At 69.2% G+C, this 12219-nt stretch carries 7 protein-coding genes; 5 read left to right on the top strand and 2 right to left on the bottom strand.

Features of this window, described 5'->3' with window-relative positions:
• Positions 1-379 precede the first annotated feature (379 nt).
• The 4 genes from OG861_RS01605 (at position 380) to OG861_RS01590 (ending at position 4529) form a co-directional block, all read left to right on the top strand.
• The gene (locus OG861_RS01605) at positions 380-718 is read left to right on the top strand and encodes a helix-turn-helix domain-containing protein (RefSeq protein ID WP_329201302.1); all 339 of its coding nucleotides are present in this window, start codon (positions 380-382) and stop codon (positions 716-718) included.
• 286 nt (positions 719-1004) lie between these two features.
• Positions 1005-1520 carry a GNAT family N-acetyltransferase gene (locus OG861_RS01600; RefSeq protein WP_329201304.1) on the top strand — a complete coding sequence of 172 codons (516 nt, stop codon included), beginning with the start codon at positions 1005-1007 and terminating at the stop codon, positions 1518-1520.
• Between the two features lie 1210 nt (positions 1521-2730).
• Positions 2731-3582: a papain-like cysteine protease family protein gene (locus tag OG861_RS01595; RefSeq protein WP_329201306.1), complete on the top strand. Its 852-nt coding sequence runs from the start codon at positions 2731-2733 to the stop codon at positions 3580-3582.
• A gap of 23 nt (positions 3583-3605) precedes the next feature.
• Positions 3606-4529, top strand: coding sequence for a hypothetical protein (locus tag OG861_RS01590; RefSeq protein WP_329201307.1), 924 nt, complete (start codon positions 3606-3608; stop codon positions 4527-4529).
• Between the two features lie 172 nt (positions 4530-4701).
• Here OG861_RS01590 and OG861_RS01585 read toward each other — a convergent pair whose 3' ends face one another.
• Entirely contained in the window at positions 4702-7065 is a 2364-nt protein-coding gene (locus OG861_RS01585; protein ID WP_329201309.1) for a non-reducing end alpha-L-arabinofuranosidase family hydrolase, read from the bottom strand.
• Positions 7066-7454: 389 nt separating this feature from the next.
• Positions 7455-9017, bottom strand: a complete 1563-nt coding sequence (locus OG861_RS01580; protein WP_330261044.1) for a sigma-70 family RNA polymerase sigma factor — start codon at positions 9015-9017, stop codon at positions 7455-7457.
• 496 nt (positions 9018-9513) lie between these two features.
• Between OG861_RS01580 and OG861_RS01575 the strand changes: the two genes are divergently transcribed.
• Positions 9514-12162 (top strand): RICIN domain-containing protein, encoded by a 2649-nt coding sequence (locus tag OG861_RS01575; protein WP_330261043.1) that lies wholly within the window; start codon positions 9514-9516, stop codon positions 12160-12162.
• The last annotated feature ends 57 nt before the right edge of the window (positions 12163-12219 follow it).

Here is a 12219-nt window from a genome sequence, read left to right as displayed (position 1 = left end):
GCCAGAGCAGACGCAGGATGGGCGACGGGGCTGGCTGCCGAAGTGGCGCTGTGAGAGGCCACCAGCAGTACGCAACACACCAGCAGTACGCAGTACCCGTTTGGTAAGTGATTGATCCAGAGGGAAGAACGGAGGAGCCGAGCGCCATCAGGATCGCCCGGGCGAGCAGTGCGCAGCCCGGGTACCGCAGGACATCGATAGTGAGGTGGTCTCCGGTCACGCATCCGCGATCCCCGCAAACCCGGCGAAGCTCAGACCGGGTGGGCGGAAACAGAAGGCCGGCGCACGACCAGGGCCGGCAGATGGTGTAACAAGTTCCTTCGGGGCCCTGGTGCCGTACGGCACCAGGGCCCCTCGACGCGTTCCACAGAGAGGTGACATGACAGCAGACGACTCGTTCGGCCGTCTCGACGACGACGATTACCCCGCCTTCACGATGGGCCGGGCCGCCGAGATGCTCGGCACTACCCAGGGCTTCCTGCGCGCCATCGGCGAAGCCCGCCTCATCACCCCGCTGCGCTCCGCCGGCGGACACCGCCGCTACTCCCGCTATCAGCTGCGGATCGCCGCCCGTGCCCGCGAACTCGTCGATCAAGGCACCCCCATCGAGGCCGCCTGCCGCATCATCATCCTCGAAGACCAGCTCGAAGAAGCCCAGCGCATCAACGCCGAATACCGCCGCGCTGCCGAATCGGCGAATCCCACGGCTGCGGCGTGAGCCCGGGCGCGCCCGCCGCTTCGGCGGGTCTGCGCGAAGCAAGCCATGACGTTGTGCTCGCTGCCTGGCGTGACAGCATGTGCGGCCGCGTACCGCCTGGGTCAGCTGTCGTGGTTCGGAGGTTCCACTTGGCCGCACGTGGTGCGAGGCGTTCCTCGACCGGATCCCGGCTGTTGAGACGCACGTCGAGGGCGCCGGGGGGCGTGCGGTGCGCGGTCCCGTGCGGAGTGAGGGATATCAGGCAATGACCGGGGTCAGGGACGCGTTCCGACGTTAGTGTTACCGGATGCCAGAGTTGATCGCGTCCACTGTCCGCCTGCACGTCCCCTGGCTTGAGGCCCGCGCTGAGTGGGGTCCTGGTCAACACGAGGACGGCTTCGGGCTGGGTCCGTCCGACGATGTGGACTCGGCCGCAGGATTTGCGGCCTGGGTGCGCCGGCTGACGGAGCAGTCGGACGCTGCGAAAGCGGCCGATGCCATGCGGTGCATCCATCGATGGGTCGTAGAAGGTGATCGGGTGCTCGGCGGAATCGCACTGCGATATGGCGGCGACGACTACGTGTCGTGGGCTGGAAACATCGGGTATGGGATCAGGCCGTCCGCGCGGCGGCGCGGTTTGGCCAGTTGGGCGGTGGAGCAGCTGCTCGACGAGGCGCGGGCGCTCGGCCTGGATCGGGTGTTGGCCGTCTGCGCGGTCGACAATGTCGCTTCGGTGAAGACCATCGAGCGCTGCGGCGGCGTCTTCGAGGGCATCCGGGACACCGAGTTCGGTCCCGCGCGGCGTTATTGGATCAAGATCTAGCGGTTCTCGTTTGCGGATCATCCGGCGGAGGCTGGTGCGGGCGGCGCTGAGGTCGTCCTGAGCTCGTTGACGCGGTAGACGAGGCCGTGGCTGCCGAGCTGTTCGACCTGCTGCCCGAGGTGAACGCGGGCCTTGTTGCCGCAGCCGGCCGTTCTCGGTCCGGAGTCGCTTGATAGCTGGCTGTCTCGGATCGCCCGGGGAGGATGACCCGCCGCGACCCGGGGGTCGGCATGCCGGCCCCCCTTGCGGGGGCTTCGACAGGGGCGCCGTACGGATGAGAGTCGCCGTACGTTTCCCGCCTGTACTGGAGCAGAGCCACGATCGGCCGGTGTGCCTGGGCGGCGAGTCCGCGTTCGACCGGCCGCGATCGACGGCCGCGACCGGGTCGCTGCGTCGCAGAGTCGTCCGTCTTCCGATGTCGTAAGAGACAGTGACGCAGCCCGGCGTGATCCACCCCCACCTCCGCCGGCGAGAGCGGGCGGTGTCCACCGCGGCCGTCTTCGCTTTCAGTCTCTTGCACGCATGCGCGAGTAGAGATTCCCTTCTCCCGGAATGATTCACAGTCACATGCCTTATACGCTGGGCTATTTCCGCTATTTGACGGTGCGTCTAATGAAGGTGATCGACCGTCAAGTTTGAGCAAAGTCCACGCGTCAGCGACCCACCGGGATGGCCTGGACCAATGGTAGCGCGGCAATCAAGTAGACGGCGCAGTAAACAAATTGACGAACCGTCATAGTCGTGTCCAGTAGTTGAACTGGCGACATCTTTGCGCGTAGAGCAACGGCGTTTAAATCTCTCCTTATCCGTCTGGCAGGATTCCCGCACCCAATCCAATCGAGGAAGCGGTGCGGTTATGCCTGCCCGTAGAAGCGTGTCAAGCCGCGGCACAACACCCGTGTGCCGTCGGGTGCAACCGCCTTCACCGACGAACGAGGCGCTGCGTCGGCTCACGTCTCTGCGGGCGACGCCGCATCGGCGTCCGAGCCCAAGCGGGGCGGGCTGCCCCTAGCGGCGGCCCCGATACCTGGTTCTGCCCGCCGGCATGCTCTCCGCCGGGCGGCGGGCGGATCCGGGGGAGTGCCGCGCCGGCCTCCCGAGTGCAGGCCACGGCTACGGCACCCACGGCCCGGACGCGCCGCGCCCCCAGCCCGGAAGGCCGGGTCAGGGTGCCGAGCGAGCGAGTCCGGAATTTTCCGAATCAAGGAGCATGATGCACAAACGTCGCACGTCCCGCCGGAAGAAGGCGCTGATAGCCGCCTTCACCGCCGTACTCTCCGGCGGTCTGTTGTTCGGCTTCGGTGCCCTCGCCCAGGCCGATGCGGTCAGCGGCACGGTCATCGGCGGGCAGGGCAACTACAGCACCGTCAACCACCGCGCCAAGCCGTCCCTCTCGGCCCAGGTCAACGGCTCCTCCAGGGTCGGTGACAGGATCCAGATGTCCTGCCGTACCACCGGCGACACGGTGGAGAACAACCCGCGGTGGATCTACACCGGCTCGTACTACATCGCGGACGCGTTCATCCGGGAGAACACCACCGTCCTGCCGGTCTGCGGCTCGAACCCGAAGCCGACTCCCACGACCGCGAGGACGCTCCAGATCGACATGCAGAAGCAGGTCAGGACCCAGTGGTGCTGGGACGCCTCCGGCGTGACCATCGCCAAATACTGGGGCCGCACCGTCAGTCAGGAGCGGTTCTGCCAACTCGCCGCCCAGGGGAGCTGGGTGGACTGCAACAACCAGCCCGCGACGCTGGAAGACATGGCCAACGGCCTGGCCAGGGTGGGACTCGGCAACAGTGGCCGCAGCCTGTACCGCAACGCCTCGTTCAGCGAGTCGACCAGCGAGATCGCCGCGGGCCGGCCGTTCGCCGTACGGATCGGCTGGCGCAGCGGCGGCGGCCACATGAACGTCATCTACGGCTACGACAGCGCCAGCAACATGATCGCGGTGGGCGACCCGTGGCAGACCACGCAGACCTATACCTGGTGGAACTACTCCACCTACGCGAACAACAACTCGTTCCAGTGGACGCACTCCCGCGTCGGCATCCAGGGCTGAGGAGAAGACCGACCATGCAGAGCATGCGACGCACCAGGCGCGCGGCAGTCCGGGCCGCCGTCCTCGCCACGACCGCTCTCGCCGCCACCCTGTGCGGAAACGTTTCCGCGCAGGGTGCGGACGGCGACGGCATCGCGGGCTACCAGTCTGCCCAGCAGACCCTCCGCAGCGACCAGCTCCGCGGCACCGTCTCCCGCTTCCTGGTCTCGGCCCGGACGCCCGGCAGTGCCGCCGCCGCGGACGGCGGCGCCGTCGGCACTCCCCGGAACGCCCCCTCGGCAGTCGCCGCGCCGCCCAGGTTCGAGCTCAAGGACCCGGTGCCGATGTTCGAGGTCAGCCCCGAGTTGGTGGCCGGCAAGACACAGGCGACCCCCCAGAACGCGCTGCGGCTCTCCTATCTGGCCTCACGGGTGACCGCCTCCGACGGCCACCGGGCTGCCGTCCTGCTCTCGCCCCAGGGAAACCCGGCTGCACCGGCAAGCGGCGGGCAGGCCGTCGGCGCCGAGGGCTGGCAGCTGGCCGGCATCCGGGACGGGGACACCGAGCTCAGCCTTGCCGAACGCGGCACCCCGCAGGCCCGCACCTTCACCGAGCCGCAGATCCACGCCTGGTACCGGCTCACCGCCGAAGGCCTGGTCGAACCCCTCAACGAGGAGGCGACCGCCGGCCTCGGTGGAAAGCGCTCCCTCACCCTCGCTGCCTACCAGAAGCTGGTCACCGCCCGATACGGTGACAAGCTGCCCGGCTCGGAGTACGACCGGAAGGGCCTCGCCGGCGGGTACGACGGTCTGGGGGAGGACCAACCGGCCGAGTCCGTAGCCGCGTTCACGCGACCGGCGGCCGGCGCGTCCTGGCAGTCGGCTGCCGCAACCGGGGCCGCGGCCCTGGCGGCGGCCGGCGGTGCGGTGGTGTACGCGCGCCGCCGACGGAGAGACGCCGCGCGCTGACCTGCGCGGGTCCACCACCGGCGCCGTACGAAGGAGAGGAACCCCCAGCCGGCGCATGGCTGGGGGTTCCTCCGGGCGGTATCAGTCGGGAGGTGGAGTTGCCCGTGCGGTGGACCGCCCGTCTCCGCGCCGGCAGGTCCTCCGCACCGGCATCACCCGAATACCCGGCAGGTCAGCGCTGCAGGGTGAGGACACCCGGCCGGTACGGCAGTTGGTCGTAGGGGCCGCTCGCGGTGGGGGACTTGCCCTGGTAGAGGAACTGCAGGTTGCAGGGATCGATGGTCATGGTCTGGTCGGGGTTGTTGCGGACGAGGTCACCGTGGCTGATGTCATTGGTCCATGTGGCACCGCTGTTGGCCTTGCCCGCGAAGGGGTTGCTCTCACTGGCGGCCTGCGGGGTCCACGAACCGTTCAGGCTGGAGGCCGTGAACGAGCGGAAGTAGCGCTGCTCGTTGGCACCCCGGGCCTCGACGATCATGAGGTACTGGTTCTGGTCCTTGACCTTGTACACCTGCGGGGCCTCGAACAGGTTCTTCACCGTGTCGCTCATGACCGTCGTGTACGAGGAGCCGAAGCTGCCCGGGAAGTTCCCGATCGGCACGCTCGCCCGGTAGATCTTGCCGTTGTCACCGGCGAAGAACAGGTACATGTTCTGGTCGTCGGCGATCAGGGTCTGGTCTATCGGGGCGGCGCCCGGGATGCTGCCGGTGAACAGCGGCTGGGGCGCGGACCAGCCGTTGGGGTTGGTGGGGTCGCTCGACGTGCGGTAGATGAACGGCCACGGACCCCACTGGTACGCCAGCACCCAGATCTTCTTGGGCGCGAAGTAGAACAGTGTGGGCGCCACCGCGGTCTGGCTCATCCCGGTCTGACCGGCCGACGCCATGTCCGGCCAGCTCGTGAAGGGACTGAACATCATCGAGCCGTACGAGGATCCCGAGGTGTTCGAGGCGTAGACCAGGTGCTTGCCGTTGTACACCACGTCCGTGAAGTCCTTCAGCGAGCCCCACCCGTTCGCCGGCTGCGCCAGCGCACCCGTGGACGTCCACCGGTACGTGGAGGGAAGAGCACACGCGTTGCCGGTCGGCGTCGGCGTCGTCGGGGTCGAGGTCCCGGACGGGCCGGTCCACTTCTGGTTGGTACCGGACCAGCAGGAGTACAGCTGGATCCTGGTGGCCTTGGCGGTGGCCGCGCCTACGGCGTCGAGGCACAGCCCGGACTGGACGCCGGAGATCGTGCCGTTGCTGTTGAGGTTCCACTGCTGGCCGGCGCTGCCGTCGCAGTCCCCGATGACCACCGCGGTGCCGTTGGTGGTGCCCTTGGCCAGGGCGCCCAGGCACTTGTTGCCGTAGATCATCAGCTGCTTGTCGGAGGTGTAGGTCCAGCGCTGGTTGGCCTGGCCGTTGCAGTCCCACAGCTGCGCCTGGGTGCCGTTGGCGGTGGCGGAACCGTTGATGTCGATGCAGCGACCGGAGGGGACGCCCTTGATGGCACCGGTACCGGACCCACCGGTGGTACCGGGGGAGGCCTTGAGGGCGTTCACGACGGCGGTGTAGGCGGCCTTGGGGTTGCCGTTGTTGTCGAACAGCAAGGGGTTCTCGCCCCGGCGCCAGGAGTCGCTGTCGCGGATGCCCCATACCGTGATGCCGCTGCACCGGGCCACGGACAGGCAGGCCTTGACCGTGTTGGCGTAGTGGGTGGGGGAGGCCCCGGCGATGTCCAGCTCGGTGATCTGGACGTCAACGCCCAGGGCGGCGAAGTTGGACAAGGTGGTCTGGAAACTGGACGGGGGGCCGCCGGTGCCGAAGTGGCTCTGGAAGCCGACGCAGTCGACGGGCACGCCGCGGGACTTGAAGTCCCTGACCATGTTGTAGACGCCCTGGGTCTTCGCGTCCGACCAGTTCTCGATGTTGTAGTCGTTGTAGCAGAGCTTGGCCGAGGGGTCGGCCGCCCGGGCGGTGCGGAAGGCTTCCTCGATGAAACCGTTGCCCAGCACGTTCTGGAAGACCGAGCTGCGGTGTTGGGTGGAGCCGTCGGCGAACGCCTCGTTGACCACGTCCCAGGCGTAGATCCTGCCCTTGAAGTGGGTCATCTCGGTGGTGATGTGATTGTTCATCACGTTGCGCAGCGTGTTCGCGTCGCCGATGGAGCCGACCCACGACGGGAGCTGCGAGTGCCACACCGTGGTGTGGCCGCGCACGCGCTGGCCGTGTGCCGTGGCATGGTTGACGACCTGGTCGGCGGGGCCGAAGTTGAAATGGCCGCGTGACGGTTCGATGGCGTCCCACTTCATCTCGTTCTCCGGGGTGATCATGTTGAACTCCCGGTCCGAGATCGTGGCGTACGTCGAGTCGCCGAGCCTCCCGGCGGCCACAGCGGTGCCGAAGTACCTGCCGGATGGGGCTGCCTGCGTACCCAAGTTCGCGGCTCCGGCGGAGCTGGGGAGGAGCGTCACGACGCCGGCCACCAATGCCGCGGCTGACAGCCCGATCGTCACTGTCCGGCGACTCCGGCCGAGTCGGTGCATGCCCTTCATGATTCTCCTCGGGGGCCGTGGGTCGCCCTGGGCGCCGTGCTCGTGCGCGGATCGGCCGGCACGTCCTGATCCGTCACGGGATGGGCGCGGTGCGGGACGTGGGGCCGTTCCCGCATGCCGGTCGCCCGGGGTTCGTGGGTGTGTCGTGTCATCGGAAGGCTTTCGTCAGGAGAAACGTCAACGGGGGAAGCCGGGGAACCCCTGCCGCGCCGGTGCGTCATATGAGCGGCGGGAAGGGCACCCCATGAAGTGGAGGCTTGCGCACCCGCGGTCTCGTAACGAAAACTGCGCGCAGTCCGGGCGATTGCCCGGTGATGCATCTCGCAGGCAAAAAACGTTACGACAAGCCCTGCGGGCTGGTCGTCCCGTGGAAAGGGGGTCCCACATGCTCAACGAGCGTTGACCCAGGGCCTTCGCACGATGAAGGAGGACTGACCGGCGAAAGCCCGAGTGCCGTCGGAGCCGTCGAGCCAGATGCCACCGTCGCGGTGGCGGAGGACCGATCCGGGATAGTTGTGCGCGTGCAGGGTCACCGATCCGGCGACCGCCCCCGGGCGCGGACAGAAGGTGGCGTCTTCACGGAACAGTTCGCTGCCGTCGTCGGTGCTCAGCCGCAGCCGCAGGTCCTGATGGCGCAGATAGCGGCCGTCGATTGCGCGGAGGGTGACGCACCGCGTGTCGGCCAGCCCCCGGACGACCGTGAACGTGACCCGCTGCCGTGTCTGCGCGCTGCTGGACGCCGAGACGCGGGCGAGCGTCGCGAAGTGCTCGGCATACCCGAGGTACAGGGCGGGGTCGTCCACGGACTCCATCGACTGTGCGCCCAGCGGGACAGTGCCTGCGACGGCGGACGGACTCACCGGTGACGGTCCGGCCGACGTGGTGGTGCTCGACGGAATCGGCGTGGGGTTGCCGACCGTGGGAGCGGCGTTGGCGCCCGGCTCCCGGTGCGCCGGTTCGGGCCAGGTCGCGTAGGTGGCGGTCCCGGCGATGAGTACCGCGCCGGCGGCGAGGCCCACCAGCGGATGAGCGGTCGCCGCGGCGTGGAGTTTGCCGATCAGCGAGCTGTGCAGACTGCTTCCACCCGTGGCCGTGCCGAAGGCGGCGGGTGCCGTGGCCAGTGCGGCGGCGCTCGCGGCCGTACCCGACAGCAGGCCCTTTGCCGCCAGTGCGGTGATGAGCCCGGCCGGGACCGCCAGCGGCGCGAGGTCCATGAGCAGAAGTTCGGCCGGAACCCGTTGGGTCGTCGTCCCCCCGCAGACCGGGCAGCCGCGGGTGTGCCGCGCGATCCGCTTGCGCCACACCGATGCGGGGAGACCGTCCCAGCCGGCGACGGTCTCGTCCAACTGCGGACAGCGCGGGTCGGTCTGCAGCGCGGCGACGATCGTCCGGCTCAGTTCCAGCTGCTCGCGCATGCGTTGGAGGCGTACTCCGACGTGGGCGACACTGAGCTCCGTCGCGGCGGCGATGTCATCACGGCTCAGCGAGCCGGCGCGTTCCTGCCACCACAACGACAGCAGCACCCGATGGTCCGGATCGAGCCACCGGCCGGCCTCGACGAGCTGACGGCGCTCGTCCGACACGTGCAGCCGCAGGATCGTCACGTCCTCAGGTGCGGCGCCGGCGTCCGGTACCTGGAGTGCCTCGTCGATGACCGTGGTCCGGCCGGCGAAGGCGCGTTGCCGGTGCCAGTAGGAATTGACCTGGCGGAGCGTGATCGACACCAGCCAGGACCGGAAGCTTTCCGGTGCGCGCAGGGCGGGCAGGTCGCGCACCACGCGCAGCAGGGTTTCCTGGACGACGTCGTCGACGTCGGCATGCCCGCTCAGCGCTCGCCCGACGATGTTGTAGAGCAACGGCAGGTACGCGGCGATCAGTTTCTCGCGCGCCCGATCGTCACCGGCCTGCGCGGCGACGACCAACCTCACGTGGTCCGCATCCATGAGCCCCATTCCCACCTCCCTCGGGGGAGCGGTCCGCCGAGTACGGCGCCGCACCTTCACCCCGGATACGCAACTGGGCCTGACAGTCTGACACCAAGTCAGGAGCAGGTACCTCTGAGCTGCGCGGATTCGAGTGTCCAGCTCGGATCCGCCGCAAGAACAGGTGCACCTTCGCGGTGAGCGAGCGTACAGGGTGAACCCGGCGGCCTCTGCTGCCGCCGGGAGCAGCCGGCATTCATGTCTTGCGTCTTGTACGCAGCCGCACTGCCACCATGGTGTTGTACCGCTCGCGGCACGCGCGTCGCCGCGATGTGCGCGCGCCGGGCCGGGCCGTCAGTGCTCGAAGAAGAACTTCGACAGGCGGCAACCTTTTGGCGGTCGGTGGCGACTGACGGGTGACACGAAGACGATCACACCCACGGATCGTCGACCACACCGCGGCGTGCCGCTGCGCACCGCTGACCGGGCGGGTGCCCGCAGGCAGGGCCGGAGCAAGGAGCCCCACATGAACGAGACGGATCCCACTGCGCACGGACGCGGTCGGCGCACGCGCGCGGCCGGTGGCGAGCGGCGTACGCGTGGACGCCATCGCCGGCGTTGGACGGGGTGGGTCCTGGCGCTGGGCGTGCCCGGTGTGCTCGGCCCGTACCTGCTGTTCGTGCAGGCCGACTCGGAGGCCGCGACGCCGGATGCCGACGCCTACTACGAGTTGGTGTCCGTGCGCAGCGACAAGGTGCTGGACGTGCCCGGGGCGGACACGTCGGACGGTGCCTGGACACGGCAGCAGAGCCGCGTGGCCGGTGCCGCGAGCCAGCAGTGGCGGCTGAGACCGACGGGGGACGGCTACTACGCGCTGGAGAACCGCGGCAGCAAGAAGGTCCTCGGAGTGCGGGATGCTTCCAGGCAGCCGGCGGCCGCCATCGAGCAGCAGTCCGACCACGGTGCCGCCGCCCAGCAGTGGAAGATCGAGGACGTCGGCGGCACGGCGGTGAAGATCGTCAGCCGGAGCAGCGGCATGGTGCTGGACGTGTGGGGCGGCTCGACCGCCGAAGGGGTGCCGCTCATCCAGTACGCCGACAGGGGCAGCACCAACCAGCAGTGGAAGCTGGTGAAGGTGGCCGGCTCGGGGGCGTACACCTGGCACAACGCGCAGATCGTCGGTGGTGGGTTCGTCACCGGGCTGGTCTTCAACCCCACCCGCAAGGACCTGCTGTACGCACGGACCGACATCGGCGGCGCCTACCGGTGGGACGCGACCGCAGCCCGGTGGACCTCCTTGACCGACTGGATCGGCGGAGCCGACTGGAACCTGCTGGGGATCGAGAGCCTGGCGACCGACCCGGTCGACCCGAACCGCCTGTACCTCGCGAGCGGCACCTACACCAACGACTGGGCGGGCAACGGCGCGATCCTCCGCTCCACCGACCAGGGCAGGACGTTCCAGCGCACCGACCTGCCGTTCAAACTGGGCGGCAACGAGGACGGCCGGTCCATGGGCGAGCGGCTGGTGGTGGACCCGTCCGACCACGGCACGCTCTACCTGGGTACCCGCAAGAACGGGCTCTGGCGCAGCACCGACTACGGCGTGACCTGGAACCAGGTCACCAGCTTCCCCGTGAAGGACGGTGCGAGCAGCGGGGTCGGCCTTTCCTTCGTGACCTTCGGCCCGTCCGGCAGCCGGACGATCTATGCCGGGGTGGCGGACAAGACCACCTCGCTGTACCGCTCCACCGACGGCGGCAGCACCTGGCAGGCCGTGCCCGGCCAGCCGAAGGGGCAGCTGCCCCAGCACGGTGTGCTGTCCGGCGACGGCTCGCTCTACCTGACGTACACCAACGCGCCGGGCCCGAACGGAGTGACGGCCGGTTCGGTGTGGAAGTACACGCCGACCACCGGGGGCTGGAAGGACATCTCGCCGTCCAGCGGCGGGTTCGGCTTCGCCGGCCTGGCGGTCGATCCGCAGCACCCGTCCACGGTCATGGTCACCACGCTGGACCGCTGGTGGCCCTCGGACGAGATCTACCGGTCGGCCGACGGCGGCGCCTCCTGGAAGGCACTCGGCGCGACTTCGGTGCGGGACGCCTCCGCAGCCCCCTACGTGGGCACCGGCATCGGGCACTGGATGGGCGCCCTGGCCATCGACCCCTTCGATTCCGGGCACGTGCTGTACGGCACGGGATCGGGGATGTGGGGCAGCCGCGACGTGACGGCGGCGGACAGCGGGCGGGCGACGCACTGGACGATCCCGGCCAAGGGCCTGGAGGAGACCGCGACTCTCGGACTGATCAAGCCCCCCGGTCTTCCGCTGATCAGTGCGCTCGGCGATGTCAGCGGGTTCCGGCACGAGGACCTGACCAAGGTGCCCACCAAGGCGCTCTCCGGACCCTTGTTCACCAACACCACGGGTATCGACTTCGCACAGTCGAAGCCGCAGTTCATCGTGCGGGTCGGTCTCGGCGGCGCGCAGCACGGCGCCTATTCGACCGACGGCGGAGTCGCCTGGGCGCCCTTCGCCGCGGCGCCGGTGCGCGACGCGGGCGGCGGTTCCGCGGCAGTCTCGGCGGACGGCGCCACCGTGGTGTGGACCCCCGCGGGCCAGGTCCCGTTCTACTCGACCGACCGCGGCTCGGCCTGGGCGGCGGCCTCGGGTCTGCCCAAGGACACGTCCGTGGTGGCCGACCGGTCGGCGGCGAACACCTTCTACGCCCTCAGCGGCGGCACCCTGTACGCCAGCACCGACGGCGGGAAGCACTTCGGCGCCCGGGCCACCGGCCTGCCCGACGGGCAGCTCAAGGCGGTTCCGGGCGTCGCCGGTGACCTGTGGATCGCCGGCGGGGGCAACGGACTCCTGCACTCCACCAACGGGGGGAAGAGCTTCGGCAAGCCCGGCGACGTGGAGCGGGCGACCGCCGTCGGATTCGGCAAGCCGGCCCCGGGTGCCGGGTACCAGGCGCTCTACCTCAGCGGGCAGGTGAAGGGCGTCGCCGGGCTGTTCCGTTCCACTGACGGCGGCTCGACCTGGGTCCGGATCAACGACGACCAGCACCAGTTCGGTGGCAGCGCGATCAACGTCATCACTGGCGACCCCGACGCCTACGGGCGGGTCTACCTGGGTGGCTACGGCCGCGGCGTGGTGTACGGGGACCCGTCCTGATCGCCTCGGCCCGTGGGCGTGCGGCGGTCAGCGCCGTTCCACCCACGGGCCGGGGAG

Source organism: Streptomyces sp. NBC_00539 (assembly GCF_036346105.1).
Classification (GTDB): domain Bacteria; phylum Actinomycetota; class Actinomycetes; order Streptomycetales; family Streptomycetaceae; genus Streptomyces.
The sequence above is the reverse complement of the archived record's forward strand: the minus strand, read 5'-3'. Positions and strand labels throughout refer to the sequence as shown.